Origin of the sequence: Halomonas sp. DP5N14-9 (genome assembly GCF_019802175.1) — a bacterium.
Lineage (GTDB): Bacteria > Pseudomonadota > Gammaproteobacteria > Pseudomonadales > Halomonadaceae > Halomonas > Halomonas litopenaei.
Genome location: NZ_JAHVHR010000034.1, coordinates 1 through 17653 on the forward strand (window position 1 = coordinate 1; position 17653 = coordinate 17653).

Consider the following 17653-nt stretch of genomic DNA (forward strand, 5'->3'; position numbering starts at 1 on the left):
ACGCCATGGTCCACGGTGGCCCCTATCCGGCCACCTCTGACTCGCGCACCACCTCGGTCGGCAGCGCCGCCATCCACCGCTTCCTGCGCCCGGTGTGCTATCAGAACCTGCCGGACGCCCTGCTGCCGCAGGCGCTCAAGGATGGCAACCCGCTGAACGTCAGCCGCCTGGTGGACGGCAAGCGCGAGGCGTAAACCGCCTGGCACACGTCTTCAACCAAGGGTCTTGAACCGACGTAGTTGAAGACATCGCTGAAAACATGGCTGAACACGTAGCTGAAGCCATGGTTGAAGCGAACGGACGGAGGCGCCGATCATCGGCGCCTCCTGTCTCGTTTTCTTTTTCTTGTTCTTGTCATTCTGTCCTGGTCTTTCTGGCCCCGCCTTTCTGTCATCGTCCTTCGGTCCGTATCGCCTGATAAAGACCTGCAGGGAACGATGGCCTTGGCTCATGATTCAGCGACGGCTATTGGCACACTTACCCCCCAAATCACGTCGCTTATCAAGATAGCCTTGAAGACAGTCATCGAGACATCTATCCAGACACCTATCCAGACATCCTCCCGCTACCGTTCCCTCCTGCCTTTGCAATCACACCCAATCCATAATCGGTGACATTTCACGCTTATTCAGCGAATATTCTGGTCATTATTGCCGGCATGAAAAGCCCAACTTATTGGCCAAGACATCCCCGAAACATCCTTTCACGCCCACGATCATTCCTGCCCACGATATTGCTCAGGGCGCATCCTCTTCTCCGACCAGGCTGGCGACAAACTCGGTCAGCAGTTCAGGCCAGGGCTCGCCCTTGCGCGTGAGCACGCCGTAGTAGCCCAGCGGCTCACCGATGGTCAGCGGCAGTACCGCGAAACGGCCTTGAGAGAAGGTGGTCTTGACCACCGAGCTTGGCAACAGCGACAGGGTATCGGTACTCGCCACCAGCTGAAGCGAGGCCTGGGTGGAGGTGGTCTCGATGACGTTGCGCGGCGAGGCGACGCCGGCCTCGGCCAGGGCCGCCTCGAACAACCCGCGCATGGGGCTCGCCATGGGGTGCAGCACCCAGGGCCAGCGCACCACCTCGGCCAACTCAGGCGTCCCCTGACACAGCGGATGGTCGGGTCGTGCCACCACCGACACCGGCTCCTCCTTGAGCGGCAGAAAGTCGAACAGATGACGCTGGGACGGCTCGGTATAGCGGCCGATGACGGCGTCGAGCAGCTTGTATTCGAGATCCACCAGCAGTCGATCGCTGGAGTTCTCGATCAACGAGATCGCAAGCCGCGGCCGGTGCGACTTCAGCTCCGCCATGGCCCTTGGCAACATCACCGGGGCGGCACCGGGTACCGAGCCAAGCGCCAGCCGACCGTGCCCACCTTCGCGCAGTGAAGCCAGTTCTTCGACCAGCCGATCGGTGTCGTTGAGCAGACGCCGTGCATAGCGCAATACCGTCACACCTGCGTCGGTCGGTTCCATCCGCCCGGGCTCACGCAGAAACAGCGGTATTCCGAGAAATCCCTCGATGTCCTTGAGCATCTTGCTGGCCGCCGGCTGGCTGATGTTCAGCTGCCTTGCAGCCGCGTGCATGTTACGACTTTCGTCCAAGGCGACCAGCAATACCATATGCCTGATCCGCAGCCACGTCTTGGCGTGAATACCGCTGTCATGGGGCATGTAGCGCATCATCCCGATGATTGAAAAACACATGATAACCTGAGGTTATCAAATGGCCAAAAACTTGGATTGGCCGTTCTTTTAGCGCTCTGTTTAGACTGCCCTCACTGACAATAGAACGACGGGACAGCAGCGAGAGACAGCAGCAAGAGGTCAGCGAGATAGCAACCAGAGAGGCAGGCGCTTTCCGCAAGGAGCCAACCGCTGATCGACGCCCACAATGCTTTCCCTGGCCACTCGTCGGACAACCAACAATATTCACCACAAGGCCGCCAGCATGACCACCATCACTCGGGTCGACGCCCGCGATATCCGCTTCCCCACCTCACGCCAGCTCGATGGCTCCGATGCCATGAACGAGGCACCGGACTACTCGGCCACCTACGTCATCCTGCACACCGATCAGGAAGACGAGGGCCACGGTCTGAGTTTCACCATCGGCCGCGGCAATGATCTCTGCGTCGCTGCAGTCAACGCCCTGGCACCCACCCTGGTGGGCCGCAAGCTCGAGGACATCACCGCGAACATGGGCACCTTCTGGCGCGAGCTGACCAGTGGCGATAGCCAGCTGCGCTGGCTGGGTCCGGAAAAGGGCGTGATGCACCTGGCCAGCGCCGCCCTGGTCAATGCTATCTGGGACCTGTGGGCCAAGCGTGAAGGCAAGCCGATCTGGAAGCTGCTGGTCGACATGAGCCCGGAACAGCTGGTGCGCTGCCTGGACTTCCGCTTCGTCACCGACGCCATCACCCCCGAGGAGGCCATCGCCCTGCTGCGTCGCAAGGCCGGCACCAAGGGCGAGCGCGAGGCCGAGATGAAGGCCGAGGGCTACCCCGGCTATACCACCTCCGCGGGCTGGCTTGGCTATTCCGAGGAAAAGATGCGTCGACTGTGCCGCGAAGCCCTGGCCGAGGGCTGGCAGCACTTCAAGCAGAAGGTCGGTGGCGACATCGAGGAAGATCGCCGGCGCGCCGCGATCCTGCGTGAAGAGATCGGCGAACAACGCACCCTGATGATGGACGCCAACCAGATGTGGGATGTGGACGAGACCATCGTCAACATGCGCCGTCTGGCCGAGTTCAATCCTCACTGGATCGAGGAGCCCACCAGCCCCGACGACATCCTCGGTCACGCCGAGATCCGTCGTCGCCTCAGGGGCGGCCTGGAAGGTGGCATCGGCGTCGCCACCGGCGAGCACTGCCACAACCGGGTGATGTTCAAGCAGCTGCTGCAGGCAGGCGCCATCGACTTCTGTCAGCTCGACGCGGCGCGTCTGGGCGGGCTCAACGAGGTCATCATCGTGGTGCTGCTGGCGGCCAAGTACGGCGTGCCGATCTGCCCCCACGGCGGTGGCGTGGGCCTATGCGAATACACCCAACACATCTCCCTGTTCGACTACATCGCCGTCTCCGGTTCGCTGGAAGGTCGCCTGCTGGAGTACGTCGACCACCTGCACGAGCACTTTGTCGACCCGGTGCGTATCCGTCAGGGTCGCTACCTGGTGCCCGAGGCGCCGGGCTACAGCATCACCATGAAGCCCGAGTCCCTCGAGATGCATCGCTACCCCGAAGGCGCGGCCTGGCAAGACGCCTGAGCCGCTCCACCGGCCAGCGGCCCCGGGATGAAACGCTTCCCGGGGCCGCTGGCCAGCACGCCAAGCAAGGGCCAGAGCGCTACGCAATGGCCAGCACGCCACGCAAATTGGAGAGAAGCATGACAACAATCACAACGTCCGTCGCCCCCTTCACCCGTCGCCGCCTGGGCGCGGCCATCGCCGCCCTGACCATCGGCAGCCTGACGCTGGGTGGTGTTGCCACCGCCCAGGCCGCCAGCGAGATGCCGCCGATCCCCGAGGTCGACGGACCCGTGGTCGAAGGTGACGGCAACGACTACACCCTCAAGTTCAGCATCGGCACCACCCAGTCCGGCGCCCAGTACCGTGGCCTCGAGTACTTCGAGGACATCGTCGAGGCACGCAGTGACGGCCATATCCAGGTCGAGCTGTTCCACAGCGCACAGCTTGGCGATGACCTCCAGGCGGTCAGCGCGCTGCAGTCCGGCACCCTGGAGATGACCGCGCCGTCCACGTCGCCGCTGGTCAACATGTTCCCGGAATTCGCGGTCTTCGACCTGCCGTTCCTGTTCCCCACTCCGGAAGTGGCCGACGAGGTGCTCGACGGCGAGATCGGTGATCGCATGCTGGAAACCGCCAGCACCAATGGCCTCAAGGCCCTCGGCTGGGCCGAGAACGGCTATCGCCAGCTGACCAACAGCCAGAACGCGGTGGCCTCGCCCGAGGATCTGGATGGCCTCAAGGTCAGGACCATGCAGAACCCGATCCACCTGGATATCTGGAAGACCCTGGGCGCCAACCCGACGCCGATGTCCTTCGCCGAGCTGTTCACCGCTCTCGAGCAGGGCGTGGTCGACGGCCAGGAGAACCCCTGGATCACCATTCAGTCGTCCAAGTTCAACGAAGTGCAGGACTACGCCACCGAGTCCAACCACGTCTACACGCCCTTTATCACCCTGGTCTCCGAGCGCTTCTGGAGCCGTCTGCCCGAGGGCTATCAGGATCTGCTGTCCGACGCCGCCAAGCAGATGGGCGACTACCAGCGTGAAGTCAGCCGCACCCTCAACGACCAGATCAAGCAGGAGCTGATGGACGAGGGCATGAACATCACCGAGCTGACCCCGGAACAGGTGGCCACCTTCCAAGAGACCCTGTCGCCGGTCTATGACGAGTGGCGCGAGAAGATCGGCGGAGAGCTGATCGACGATATCCGCGCTGTTTCCCAGTAAGCCCTAGCCCGACCCCGCCGCTGTCGGCGGCGGGGTCGTCGTCACCACGGAGGTGACCCATGACCACCCTATCCTCCACTTCCACCCCGGGACTCCTGGGGTGGTTGATTACCACGCTGCGCATCGCTGTCGGATTGCTGGTGCTCGGCGTGGTGTTCTGCGTGACCGCCAACGTCTTCGGTCGCTTCGTGCTCAATACCTCCTACGCCTGGGCCGAGGAGCTGTCCCGGGTGCTGTTCATCTGGCTGGTACTGCTTGGCGCCGGGCTCGGCAGCCTCGAGAAGGAGCACGTGGCGGTGACCTACTTCAAGGACCTGGCCCCGGCCGGGCTGCGCCGCATGCTGGGACTGACCGCCGTGGCGGTGATCTACCTCGTCTGCATCTGCATCCTGCTCGGCTTCAAGGAGCTGATCTCCGGCTATACCAGCGCTACCCCCATGCTCGGCATCCCCAAGACCTGGCTCTATAGCGCCATGCCGGTGATGGCAGGGCTGACCCTGATCGCCAACACCCTGGCCCTGGTGGCCCTGCTCAGGAGGTCCGAACCATGATCCTGTGGAGCATCCTTATCGGGCTTGCCATCTGCATCGTCATTGGCATGCCGATCTCGTTTGGCCTCGGCGCCATCAGCCTGTTCATCTTCTTCTATTCCGACTATTCGCTGTCGCCCATCGTCGCCCAGGCAGTCAACGGCCTGGACTCTTTTCCGCTGCTGGCCATTCCGCTGTTCATCCTGGTCGGCGAGGTGATGAGCGAGGGCGGCATCGCCACCCGCCTGGTCCGACTGGCCAGCGCCATGGTCGGCTTCGTCGCCGGTGGCCTGGGTCAGGTGGCGGTGATGACCTCGATGTTCTTCGGCGGCATCAGCGGCTCCGCCGTGGCCGACGCCTCGGCGGTCGGCAGCATGATGATCGAGCCGATGAAGCAGCATCGCTACAGCGCGCCCATGGCCACCGCCATCGTGGTCGCGGCCTCGGTGGTCGGCATCATCATCCCGCCGTCGATCCCGATGATCCTGTTCGGCGTGGTCACCAACACCTCGATCTCCCAGCTGTTCCTGGCCGGCATCGTGCCCGGCATCCTGATCACCCTGGGACTGGCGGCCACCACCTACGTGCAGTCACGCAAGAACGGCAAGGGCCAGGCCTTCTCCTTCCCGGAGCTCGCCAGTGCCCTCAAGGACGCCATCCTGGCGCTGTTGCTGCCGGTGATCATCGTCGGTGGCATCCTCACCGGGGTCTTCACCCCCACCGAGAGCGCCGCCATCGCGCTGGTCTATGCCTTCGCGGTGTCCTTCTTCGTCTATCGCAGCCTGTCGCTCAAGCGCTTCTTCGAGCTGTGCGTGAGCACCGGTCGACTGACAGGTGTGGTCATGCTGCTGCTGGCCTTCGCCAGCGTGCTGGCCTGGCTTCTGACCGCCAACATGATTCCCCAGCAACTGGTAGTGAGCCTGTCCGCCATCACCGAAAACAAGCTTCTGCTGCTGCTGATCCTGTCGGCCTTCCTGCTGGTGGTGGGCTTCTTCATGGACCTGACCCCGGCCATGGTGATCCTGGCACCGCTGATGACGCCGGTGGTGGTCAAGCTTGGCATCGACCCGGTGTACTTCGGCGTGCTGATGTCCTTCATCCTGGGTATCGGCCTGATCACCCCGCCGGTGGGCACCGTGCTCTATGTCGGCTGTGGCGTCGGCAAGGTCGGCATGGAAAGCCTGGTCAAGAGCCTGCTGCCCTTCTACTTCACCCTGGTGGCACTGCTGGTCGTGTTCCTGCTGTTCCCGGGAGTGGTGCTGTGGTTCCGATAACCCCGAACTTGAACAACCCGGGCGGCCCCTGGCCGCCCGCCGAGCGGAGAAGCCCCCGATGAGCGCCAACGACGACCTGCTGACCTTTCTGCGAGAGACCCTGGGCAGCACCGGCGTGCTGACAGACGACCTCGAGCGCTATCGGGTCGACTGGGCCGGCGCCCGCGGCGGTCTGCCGTTGGCGGTGGCTCGCCCGGCGACCTCTGAGCAGGTGGCGCAGGTACTCGGCTACTGCCATCGCCACGATATTCCGGTGGTCCCCCAGGGCGGCGGCAGCGGCCTGGTCGAAGGCGCCCTGCCGGACAGCCAGACACCGGAGCTGGTCATCAGCCTGGAGCGGCTTAATAAAATTCGCTCCATCGATCCGATCAACTTCACCGTGAGCGTCGACGCCGGCTGCGTGCTGCAGACCATCAAGGACGCCGCCGAGGCCGAGGATTGCACCTTTCCGCTGGCCCTCGGCGCCCAGGGCAGCTGCCAGATTGGCGGCAATATCGCCACCAACGCCGGCGGCCTGAACGTACTGCGTTACGGCATGATGCGCCAGCTGGTACTGGGTATCGAGGTGGCGCTGCCGGACGGCCGCCTGCTCGACGACATGAAGGCCCTGCACAAGAACAACACCGGCTACGACCTGAAGCAGCTGTTCATCGGTGCCGAGGGTACCCTGGGCATCGTCACCGGCGCGGTACTCAAGCTCTACCCCCGTCCCCAGGTGACACGCACTGCGTTGATCGGCTGCCCCGACGTGGCCTCGGTGCTGAAACTCTACGCCCAGGCAAGACGCAGCTGCTGCGACCTGCTGACCGCCTTCGAGCTGATTCCGCGGGCCTGCATGGAACTTGCCCTGGAGGCTGATCCCTCACTGCCGGACCCGCTGGATGCGCCCCACTCGGTGTACGTGCTGATGGAAGTCGCCGCCAGCGGTCCTGCCGATCTCGACAGCATGATCGAAACGCTATTCGAGCGAGGACTCGAGGACGGCCTGCTGGAGGATGGTGTGCTGGCCACAAGCGATACCCAGGCGGCCCAGCTATGGCAGCTGCGCGAGGCCATGCTGGAAGGCCAGCAGCGCCGCGGCGAGCACCTGCGTACCGACGTCTCGCTGCCGATCTCCCAGCTTACCGCCTTCCATGACCAGGCGGAGGCGGCGATCACCGAGGCCTCGCCAGACTCTCAGGTCATCGCCTACGGCCACGTCGGCGATGGCAACCTGCACTTCAATATCCTGCCGCCGGCGCATCTGGACGACGACGACAAGCGCAGTCTGCTGCATGAGCTGGAAGAGCAGCTGTTTGCCATTGTCGCCGAGTTCGACGGCAGCATCAGCGCCGAGCACGGCATCGGTCGCGTCAAGCAGCCCTACTTCCTCGAAAGCCTGTCGGCGCCGGAGCACGACATCATGCGTGGCCTGAAGCGCCTGCTGGACCCCCGCGGCCTGATGAGCCCCGGACGCATCCTGCCCAGAATGCAGCGCTGAGCCATCGACTTCCCCTTTTCAACAGATAGAGGCCCTAACATGAGTCCCCGCCTTACCGCCCGCGACATCCTGCCCGACGACGCCGACCGTGCCCTGCTGGTCGGCCGAGTGTGGCGCGACGACCAGCAAGGCCCCGTCCTGGTAACCGTTCGCGATGGCCAGCTTATCGACCTGTCGGCCACCATCAATGTCATGGCCGACCTGCTCGAACGCGACGACGCCGCCGAGCTGATCGCCAACGCCGAGGGCGAGTCCCTGGGTAGCCTGGACAGCCTGCTGGAGAATTCCTGCCAGACACCCCAGCGCGCCCCTCACCTGCTCGCGCCCTGCGACGTCCAGGCGATCAAGGCCTGTGGAGTGACCTTCGCGGTCAGCCTGCTGGAACGCGTCATCGAGGAGCAGGCCGGTGGCGACGCCGCCCGCGCCGGCGAGCTGCGCGAAGAACTCAAGCGCGTGATCGGTGGTGACCTGTCGAAGATCCGTCCCGGCTCCGACGAGGCCATGGCGCTCAAGGCCGAGCTTCAGTCCCGTGGCGCCTGGTCCCAGTACATGGAGGTCGGCATCGGCCCCGACGCCGAGGTCTTCACCAAGTCGCAGCCGCTGTCCGCGGTGGGCCAGGGCGCGGCGGTGGGGCTGCACCCGTCATCGCGCTGGAACAACCCCGAGCCCGAGATCGTGCTGGCGGTGGATGCACAAGGCAACGCCCGCGGCGCGACGCTGGGCAATGACGTCAACCTGCGCGATGTCGAAGGACGCAGTGCCCTGCTGCTGGGCAAGGCCAAGGATAACAACGCCTCCTGTGCCATCGGCCCCTTCATTCGCCTGTTCGATGACCACTTCTCGATCGACGACGTGCGCTCGGCCATGGTCAGCCTGCGCATCGAAGGCAACGACGACGACTTCCTGCTGGAAGACCAGAGCGACATGCGCGAGATCAGTCGCGACCCGCTGGACCTGGTCGGCCAGACCATCGGCGCGCATCACCAGTACCCCGATGGCTTCATGCTGTTCCTCGGCACCATGTTCTCGCCGATTCAGGACCGCGACGGGCCCGGCCAGGGCTTTACCCATCACCTGGGTGATGTGGTCACCATCTCGACGCCTCGCCTGGGCGCTCTGGTCAATCGCGTCGAACGCTCCGACCAGCTGCCCCCCTGGACCTACGGTATCCGCGCCTGGCTCGCCCACCAGCGCGGCTGACACCACGCAAGACCCGCACGAACCGACATCTCCCTTCTGCCTCGCCCTCGGCGAGGCTTTTTTGTTTCAGGCCGCCAACTGTGCCATTACGCGCTGCTACTCAAGCATTTGCGCATGCGGTATGCGAGTTCCCGCGCCGGACATGGCGAGTGACATGGCTCTGACATATACCTTCAAGACCCCTCCCGCCGATGTCAGTCAGTGTTTCGACATATGACGGTTGTTCTTGCGCATGGCGCGTTGCATCGCGAACGCAAGGTCAGGAACAACGCAAGGCCAGGAACAAGACCGGCAACGTCATCGCTGCACTCGCGCGAGCGAGGGGACCAAGGAACATCGACCATCATCAGACAAGGGCCTCAAGGCCCGGATAAAGGACAGGGAGCAAGCCAAAGGCCACCCAAGAAGCCTGCGCCGCCCTTGCCGTGACTCGTCGCCGTCAGCGCAGCACCCGTGGATGGATGCGTCTAGGTGCGCCTCGGTGACCAAGGAGGACAGACCATGCTCAGGATTTCCCGTCTCACCGCCATCGCCGCCGCCATGGGCGCCAGCCTGATCGCCTTCGACGCGGTCGCCGAGACCTACTTCGAGATCACCGACGGGGAGCTCACGCGACCTACCGGTTTCCGCGAATGGGTGTTCGTCGGTACCCCGCTCACGCCCAATGACATGAACAACGGCAAGGCGCCGTTCCCTGAGTTCCACGCCGTCTACATCGATCCGGAAAGCTGGGATCACTGGAAGGAAACCGGTGAATTCCGCGATGGCGCCATCATGATCAAGGAACTGATCAGCGTCGGCAGCAAGCAGGCGGCCAGCGGCAACGGCTACTTCATGGGCGAATACATCGGCCTCGAGGCGACCATCAAGAGCAGCGAGCACTTCCCGGATGAACCCGGCAACTGGGCCTACTACAGCTTCTCGACGCCGGACCACTCGAGCCTCAAGGAGACAGCGGCGCCCTTCCCCACCGCGGCCTGCAACGCCTGCCACGCGGCGGCGGCAGCCGATGACTTCGTCTTTACCCAGTACTACCCGGTACTGACCGCCGGCAAGGGCGCCGGCGACGACGCCGGTGGCGGCACCCAGTCCCAGCTTGGCAACGACGGCTGATCGCCTGTCTGGCCCCGTTCCGACAGTCCAGGGCCTGAACCATCGGCCAGGGAGTCAGAGTCAGGAACGGGGACCATCTGGAATATGGTGCCTAAAGGTGCCAATGAAAGGTGCCAATGAAAGGTGCTATGTAGAAACGTGCGGTACGTGCACATGCGAACCGCAGCCGGCCGTATAGACATATAAACACCCGATACCCAGTAGCACGAAGGCCGGCAAGACAAGCACCTGGCACCACCGAGCATGAAGCGATGACGGTGACCCTGCGTCACCCTATGGCCTTGCAGGGTACGTCTACCGGCGAGCCACTGGATTCGCCCCGGAGTCCAGAAGTGGCATAGGGGCTGCCCCGAGAGAAGGATGTCTCTCGGCAGCGATATCCGCCATCCTTCTTGCGTTCCCTGCCCTCCTGGCGGCCCTCCCCGGCCGCCTTTTTTTATGTTCTCGGCGCCCTCTTCCCGCGGACCAGCGATATCCGTCCCCGCTCTTTGCTATCAGCCATATTCCGCTACCCCGGCACTCTTGATCCCTTGCGACCAAAGTCGGCCCTTGGCGCCAATTGCAATCCAGCCAACCTGCGCCATACTACGGATAACGTCATGCTAGCAGCCTGTCATACCACCTAGCGAAAACCCGCGGCACCAGCAGGCTTCAGCTAGAGGGAGAGCACCAGGCCTTCGTCACTACGACACCTGATGTTTCGCCGCCATGACAACAACCTCGTCGCCCCTGCCAACAGGAGACATCATGCGTCTGTCAGGAAAGACCGCCTTGATCACCGCCGCCGGCCAGGGCATCGGTCGCGCCACCGTCGAGCGCTTTATCGCCGAGGGCGCGGAGGTCCACGCCACCGACCTCGATCCGGCCAAGCTTGAGGATCTGGCAGATCGCCGGGGTGTCCGCTGCCACACCCTGGATGTGACCGACCCTGCGGCGATCGCCGAGCTGGGGGCGAAGATTCCGACACCGACCATCCTGTTCAACTGTGCCGGTTACGTGCATAGCGGCAGCCTGCTGGAGTGCTCCATCGAGGACTTCGATCGCTCCATGGCGATCAACGTCACCGCCATGTACCACACCATCTCGACCTTTCTTCCCGGTATGCTGGAGGCCGGTGGTGGCAACATCATCAACATGGCGTCGGTCGCCAGCAGCCTGAAGGGTGTTGCCGGACGCTTTGCCTACGGCACCAGCAAGGCCGCCGTCATCGGTCTGACGCGCTCGGTGGCGGCGGACTACGTGACCCACGGCATCCGCTGCAACGCCATCTGTCCGGGTACCGTGGAGTCGCCCTCCCTGGCGCAGCGTATTCGCGCCCAGGCCGAGGCTCAGGGACAGGACGAAGCCCAGGTGCGCCAGGCCTTCCTCGACCGCCAGCCAATGGGACGCCTGGGCAGGCCCGAGGAAATAGCCGCACTGGCCGTCTATCTGGCCTCCGATGAATCGGCGTATACCACAGGCACCAGCCAGATCATCGATGGCGGCTGGCTGGCGTGACGACACTGATCGACGCAAAGCGATGACATCGGCGCGATATAACACCATCAACTCAGCAAAAACATCCATCCAATCAACGACAAAGGACACCCCATGAAACTGCTGCGATTCGGCGCCCCCGGCCAGGAAGCTCCCGGTATTCTCGACACCAACGGACGTGTCCGTGACCTGTCCGGCGTCATCGACGACGTTGCCGGAGAGGCCCTCGGACGTGACAGCCTGGCGCGCATCGCCGGCCTCGATCTGGAAAGCCTGCCCGAGGTTCCCGCCGACACCCGTATCGGCCCCTGCGTCGGTCAGGTCGGCAAGTTCATCTGCATCGGCCTCAACTACGCCGACCACGCCGCCGAGAGTGGCGCCGAGGTGCCGCCGGAGCCGGTGATCTTCAACAAGTGGACCAGCGCCATCTGCGGCCCCGACGACGACGTCATCATTCCCCGCGATTCCTCCAAGACCGACTGGGAGGTCGAACTCGGCGTGGTGATCGGCAAGGGCGGTCGCTATATCGACGAAGCCGACGCCCTCGAGCACGTGGCGGGCTACTGCGTGATCAACGACGTATCCGAGCGGGAATTCCAGCTCGAGCGCAGCGGTACCTGGGACAAGGGCAAGGGTTGCGACACCTTCGGTCCCCTCGGCCCCTGGCTGGTGACCCCGGATGAAGTGGAAGATCCCCAGGCGCTGAACCTGTGGCTCGAGGTCGACGGCAAGCGATACCAGGACGGCAATACCCGCACCATGGTCTATCAGGTGGCCTACCTCATCAGCTACCTGAGCCGTTTCATGAGCCTGCAGCCAGGCGACGTCATCTCCACCGGCACGCCGCCTGGTGTCGGCCTGGGCCAGAATCCGCCGGTGTTCCTGCGTCCGGGTCAGACCATGCGCCTGGGCATCGAGGGCCTCGGGGTGCAGACCCAGAAGGTCGTGGCGGATTCGGACGCATGAGCCAGCGCGACCAGCCCATGACCGTGGCGGTGTGCGTCGAACCAGGGCAGATGGCCCTGGAACAGCGCCCCCGCCCCGAGCTTGCCGGCGGCGAGGCCCTGGTGCGCATTTCGCGCATCGGGGTCTGCGGCACCGATATCCACGCCTTCGGCGGCAACCAGCCCTACTTCGACTACCCCCGGGTGCTGGGGCACGAACTGGCCGGTACGGTGGAGGCCCTTGCCGACGACGTGGACGAGGCGACCCGTGCCCGCCTCGAGCACCAGCCGGTGTACGTGATCCCCTACCTGCACTGTGGCGAGTGTCGCGCCTGCCGGCGCGGCAAGACCAACTGCTGTCAGGCGATGCAGGTGATCGGCGTCCATCGCGACGGCGGCATGGCCGAGTGGCTGAAGGTTCCGGTCGATCATCTGGTGGCCTGCCCGGCACTGGAACCAGACGAGCTGGCACTGATCGAGTGCCAGGCCATCGGTGCCCACGCGGTGCGCCGGGCCGCGGTGGAAGCGGATGAACTGGTGGCGGTGGTCGGCGCCGGCCCCATCGGCATCGGCGTCGCCCAGGTCGCGCGGGCCCGCGGTGCACGGGTACTGCTGCTCGATACCAGCGCCGAACGCCTGACCTTCTGCCGCGAAGCGCTCGGCTTCGAGCAGACCCTGGTAGTGGGCGAGGACGATCCGCAGGCGCGCCTGGCCAGTCTCAACGACGGCGCACTGGCCGACGTGGTGTTCGACGCCACCGGCAACCCGAGCGCCATGGAGGCCGGCTTCGGCCTGGCCGGACACGGCGGCCGCTACGTACTGGTCAGCATCGTCAAGTCAGACATTCGCTTTGACGACCCGAGCTTTCACGGCCGAGAACTGACCCTGCTCGCCAGCCGCAACGCCACCCGCGAAGACTTCGACTGCGTCACCGAACTGCTGGAAGAAGGCCGTATCCAGGTGCGCCCGATGATCACCCATCGTGCCAAGCTCGAGGCCCTGCCGGAGACCATGCCGGTGTGGTGCGGCGGTGAGGCCGGCGTGATCAAGGCGATGATTCACCTCGATCGATAAGTCGGCACCAGGACCGGCAAGCCCCCTTCGACGGGCACCGAACACTCTTTCACCAGGCGGCGTACGGCACCCACCGTCATCTGCTGCACCCGATCACCAGGCCGTCACGATAACAACGTCAACGCCTTTGCCGAGGACCGTCCCATGTCCACACAGTCATCGACCACCACGTCATCGACCACCGCTGCATCGAACAAGGCAGCGTCGTCCAACGCGACCATCGCCAGCGACCAGCCCGCCCAGGAAAGCCTGCGGGTCCATCCTGCCGACAATGTGCGTGTCGCCCTGCGCGACCTGCCCCAGGGGCACCGCATCGACGAGGGGGCCGACACCCTGACACTGGTGGAAGCCATCCGCCACAAGCACAAGTTCGCCCTCGAGGATCTGGCCGTCGGTGACACCGTCACCATGTACGGCGTCACCGTCGGCCGGGCCACCCGGGCGATCGCCCGTGGCAGCGTGATCCGCACCGACAACCTGGAGCACTTCACCCACTCGGATACCCCGGTCACCCGCCGGGAACACTGGCAGGCACCGGACGTTTCCGCCTTCGAGGATCACACCTTCGATGGCTTCCATCGTCCGGACGGTGGCGTGGGCACCGCCAACCTGTGGCTGGTGGTGCCGCTGGTGTTCTGCGAGAACCGCAATATCGAGGTGCTTCGCCAGTGTGTGGCGGACGCCCTGGGTGACGACCCTTTCCGCGACTACAAGCAGATGGCACGCCAGATGCTTCATGGCGATAGCCCGAGCCATGTGACCGAGCCTCCCTCCTCGCCCTTTCCCAACGTGGACGGCGTGCGTTTTCTGACCCATACCCTGGGTTGTGGCGGCACCGACGACGACGCCCAGGCGCTGTGCAACCTTCTGGCGGGCTACATCACCCACCCTAACGTTGCCGGCGCCACGGTGCTGAGCCTTGGCTGCCAGAAGGCCCAGATCGCCATGCTCAAGCAGGCGGTGGCAAGCAAGGACCCGCAGGGCCTGCGCCCGGTGCACTACCTCGAGCAACAGGCCAGCACCAGCGAAGACGCCTTGATCGAACAGGCCCTGGGCACCATCTTCGATGGCCTGCGCGAGGCCAACCAGGTGACCCGCCAGCCGGCGCCGCTATCGGCCCTGCGCATCGGGGTGGAGTGCGGCGGGTCCGACGGCTTCTCGGGTCTGTCGGCCAACCCGGTGGTGGGCGGTGTCATCGATCGCCTGGTTGCCCTCGGCGGCAGCGGCATCCTCAGCGAATTTCCCGAGCTCTGCGGAGTCGAGCACGAACTGCTGTCGCGCTGCGTCGACGACACCACCGCCGAACGTTTCTCGTCGCTGATGCAGGCCTACCAGCGCCACGCCGACGCGGTCGGTGCGAGTTTCTCGATGAACCCCTCGCCGGGCAATATCCGCGATGGTCTGATCACCGATGCCATGAAGTCCGCCGGGGCCGCCAAGAAAGGCGGCGACAGCCCGGTGGTCGAGGTCCTCGACTACACCGAGACCGCCACGCGGCCCGGCCTGGCGCTGCTGTGCAGTCCCGGCAACGATGTCGAGTCCACTACCGCTCTGGTCGGCTCCGGCGCCAACCTGGTGATCTTCACCACCGGGCTCGGCACGCCCACGGGTAACCCGGTGGCACCGACCCTAAAGGTCGCCAGCAACTCGGACCTGGCCCGCCGCATGGCGGACATCATCGACTTCGATAGCGGAGCGGTGATCCGGGGCGAGGCCTCCATCGACGAGCTCGCCGATGACCTGCTGGCGCTGTGCATCGAGACCGCGTCTGGGCGCTACACCACCCGCGCCGTGGGGCTGGCCCAGCACGACTTCATTCCCTGGAAGCGTGGGGTGTCCTTGTGAGCGTTCCTGTGAAAGAGCCTGTGAGCGTCCCTGTGAGAGAGCCTGTGAGCGTCCCCGTGAGAGAGCCTGTGAGCTTCCCTTGAGAGAGACTGGCAACATGCAAAACGCAACCACCGTCACCCTGATGCAGTTCGGCATCGGCCGTTTTCTGCTGGCCCACGTCGACCTGTTCGCCAGCCAGGCCCGGGACGAACACGGCAGTGATATCCGTATCATTGCGGTACAGAGCTCGGACCGTGCGGCCGGGCGAACCAAGGCCCACGCCCTGGCCCGGGACCCGGTCTACCCGGTCAAGATGCGCGGCCGACGTGATGGCGAACTGATCGATACCACCCATCAGGTCGACAGCATCACCACCGCGCTGGTTGCCCGCGAAGCCTGGGCAGAAGTGGAGCGGCGTTTTCGCGATGAGGTGACCCACGTGGTCTCCAACACCTCCGAGGCGGGCTATCAGGTCCCGGCGGGCGATGGCCCACGGCGGAACTGCCCCGAGAGCTTCCCCGCCAAGCTGACGCACCTGTTGAAGACCCGCTTCGACGCCGGCCGTCCCGGCGTCACCCTGCTGCCATGCGAGCTTCTGACCGACAACGCCCTCAAGCTCAAGGACGTCATCCTGGAATTGGCACAGGCCCACTACGACGACGATGGCTTCATGGCATGGCTCGAGCGGGACTGCGTGTGGGCGGTGACCCTGGTGGACCGCATCGTCTCCGCCGAGCTGGATCCGGTGGGCGCCGTCTCCGAGCCCTATGGCCTCTGGGCGATTCAGCAAACGCCCGGGCTGGTGATGCCGTTCTCCCACCCGGACGTACATCTGGTCGACGATATCCGTCCCTTCGAGCGTCGCAAGCTGCACCTCTTGAACCTGGCTCATACCTGGCTGGTCGCTCGCGTCATGGATCTCGGTCTCGGCGAGGAGGTGACACTGGTTCGCCAGGCGATAGACGACCCCCGCCTGGGAGACGAACTGGAGAAGATGCTGCGCCAGGAGGTGGTACCGGTACTCGATCAGGAACTTCCGGGCATGGAACTCGAGGACTACGTCGACAGCATTCTGGATCGTTTCCGCAATCCATGGCTGGACCACCGACTGGCCGATATCGCCCAGAATCATCCCCAGAAGCTGGAGCGAAGGCTGGCGCCGGTGGTACAGATGGCCGCCCGCCAGGGTCGGGACGTACCACGCCTGGCCAGCGCTTTCCCCTCGACGGCTTCCGCGTCGACCTCGTCCCTGTCCTCGACCTGACAACGTCCTGGCCAGGCTGGCGGCTCACTCAAACAAGGCACCCTTCAATAACACGCCGCCGCCGGATGTCATCCGGCGGCGGCGTATGGCTTCGGCTCACGCCCTTGGCCCAAGGCCGTTCTCATTGCCCGGTGCAGCACGGGTGCTTCCGCTCCCTCAGGCTCAGGCGTCGTCCTGGCGACCCTTGAGGCGTTGCTTGAGCTGCATATAGGTGCCGTAGTGACGATCGAGGTGCCGTCGCATGGCGGCCTCGGCGGCTTCCGGGTCCCGGGCGGCGATGGCCTCGACGATCTCGGTGTGGGCCTCCAGGGCAGCCAGGTCCTCCCCGGACTGCTGCAGCGCCAGGGCGCGACGGTCATCGAGCCACTCGGATAGTGCCTGATGGATGGCGTCGTAGATGGGGTTGTGCCCGATACTCGCCAGGACGCCATGAAAGTCGTTATCGGCCCGCTTGACGGCGGCTTCATCGCCGATCACCGAACGCTGATGCGCCAGAGCGTCGCGCAACGCCTGGATCTCCTCATCGCTTGCGTGCTGCGCCGCCTGACGGGCCAGCGCGACCTCGAAAAGCGCCCGAGCCTCCTGAAAGTACTGCTGCCCTTCGGGTTTGGCCAACAACTGTCGGGTGACCCCGGACAGCCTCGCCATCACGGCCTCGGCGGTGGGCCGGATAACCCGTGCCCGGGTGCCGCTGTTGATCGCGATCAAGCCTAGCTGCTGCAGGTAGAACAGCGCCTCCCGCACCGCCGGGCGCCCGACCCCGAACTGCTCCATCAATTCACGTTCGGACGGCAATTGATCATTCTCGCCCAGCCGCCCTTCGAGGATTTCAGCCTCCAGTTGTTCGGCCACCTGCTCGGACAGCGTCTTGCGCTCCACCCGATATTTGCTCATCGACGCGGGTCTCCCTCGATCCATCACCCGGAGCGTCTCCGGGACACGGCGCACATGGTACTGCAAGGCGCACCCCCTGGGCAGCAAGGCGTCACTGCGGCACACTCA

At 64.6% G+C, this 17653-nt stretch carries 14 protein-coding genes and 1 pseudogene; 13 read left to right on the forward strand and 2 right to left on the reverse strand.

Features of this window, described 5'->3' with window-relative positions; all coding sequences use genetic code 11:
• Positions 1-194, forward strand: a pseudogene (locus KUW00_RS19440) (aldehyde dehydrogenase (NADP(+))); the annotation flags it as partial.
• Positions 195-737: 543 nt separating this feature from the next.
• On the opposite strand, the gene KUW00_RS19445 reads toward KUW00_RS19440, so the two are convergent.
• Positions 738-1703, reverse strand: a complete 966-nt coding sequence (locus tag KUW00_RS19445; protein ID WP_083970676.1) for a LysR family transcriptional regulator — start codon at positions 1701-1703, stop codon at positions 738-740.
• Positions 1704-1947: 244 nt separating this feature from the next.
• On the opposite strand from KUW00_RS19445, the gene KUW00_RS19450 reads away from it, so the two are divergent.
• The 12 genes from KUW00_RS19450 to KUW00_RS19505 all read left to right on the forward strand — a co-directional run bounded on the left by KUW00_RS19450 (position 1948) and on the right by KUW00_RS19505 (position 16651).
• Complete coding sequence (locus tag KUW00_RS19450; protein ID WP_045995055.1) at positions 1948-3261, forward strand: L-fuconate dehydratase; 1314 nt, start codon at positions 1948-1950, stop codon at positions 3259-3261.
• Between the two features lie 119 nt (positions 3262-3380).
• Positions 3381-4469 (forward strand): TRAP transporter substrate-binding protein, encoded by a 1089-nt coding sequence (locus tag KUW00_RS19455; RefSeq protein WP_083970675.1) that lies wholly within the window; start codon positions 3381-3383, stop codon positions 4467-4469.
• 59 nt (positions 4470-4528) lie between these two features.
• Positions 4529-5020 carry a TRAP transporter small permease gene (locus tag KUW00_RS19460; protein WP_222569916.1) on the forward strand — a complete coding sequence of 164 codons (492 nt, stop codon included), beginning with the start codon at positions 4529-4531 and terminating at the stop codon, positions 5018-5020.
• Positions 5017-6273, forward strand: a complete 1257-nt coding sequence (locus tag KUW00_RS19465) for a TRAP transporter large permease (protein ID WP_124804836.1) — start codon at positions 5017-5019, stop codon at positions 6271-6273. The genes KUW00_RS19460 and KUW00_RS19465 overlap by 4 nt, the downstream gene beginning before the upstream one ends.
• Before the next feature lie 58 nt (positions 6274-6331).
• Positions 6332-7753, forward strand: coding sequence for an FAD-binding oxidoreductase (locus tag KUW00_RS19470; protein ID WP_222569917.1), 1422 nt, complete (start codon positions 6332-6334; stop codon positions 7751-7753).
• 39 nt (positions 7754-7792) lie between these two features.
• Positions 7793-8953, forward strand: coding sequence for a fumarylacetoacetate hydrolase family protein (locus tag KUW00_RS19475; protein WP_222569918.1), 1161 nt, complete (start codon positions 7793-7795; stop codon positions 8951-8953).
• 501 nt (positions 8954-9454) lie between these two features.
• Positions 9455-10066: a cytochrome P460 family protein gene (locus KUW00_RS19480; protein ID WP_124804839.1), complete on the forward strand. Its 612-nt coding sequence runs from the start codon at positions 9455-9457 to the stop codon at positions 10064-10066.
• A gap of 747 nt (positions 10067-10813) precedes the next feature.
• Positions 10814-11563, forward strand: coding sequence for an SDR family oxidoreductase (locus KUW00_RS19485; RefSeq protein ID WP_222569919.1), 750 nt, complete (start codon positions 10814-10816; stop codon positions 11561-11563).
• A gap of 93 nt (positions 11564-11656) precedes the next feature.
• A complete protein-coding gene (locus tag KUW00_RS19490; protein WP_222569920.1) occupies positions 11657-12508 on the forward strand; it encodes a fumarylacetoacetate hydrolase family protein in 852 nt (283 codons plus the stop codon).
• Positions 12505-13560, forward strand: coding sequence for a zinc-binding alcohol dehydrogenase family protein (locus KUW00_RS19495; RefSeq protein ID WP_253028684.1), 1056 nt, complete (start codon positions 12505-12507; stop codon positions 13558-13560). Before KUW00_RS19490 ends, KUW00_RS19495 begins: the two co-directional genes overlap by 4 nt.
• A gap of 144 nt (positions 13561-13704) precedes the next feature.
• Positions 13705-15405, forward strand: coding sequence for a UxaA family hydrolase (locus KUW00_RS19500; RefSeq protein ID WP_222569922.1), 1701 nt, complete (start codon positions 13705-13707; stop codon positions 15403-15405).
• A 97-nt stretch (positions 15406-15502) separates the two neighbouring features.
• The gene (locus KUW00_RS19505; protein ID WP_222569923.1) at positions 15503-16651 is read left to right on the forward strand and encodes a mannitol dehydrogenase; all 1149 of its coding nucleotides are present in this window, start codon (positions 15503-15505) and stop codon (positions 16649-16651) included.
• A 162-nt stretch (positions 16652-16813) separates the two neighbouring features.
• Here the strand turns inward: KUW00_RS19505 and nanR are convergent, their stop codons facing one another.
• Positions 16814-17545, reverse strand: coding sequence for a transcriptional regulator NanR (gene nanR, locus KUW00_RS19510; RefSeq protein ID WP_222569924.1), 732 nt, complete (start codon positions 17543-17545; stop codon positions 16814-16816).
• Between the last annotated feature and the right edge of the window lie 108 nt (positions 17546-17653).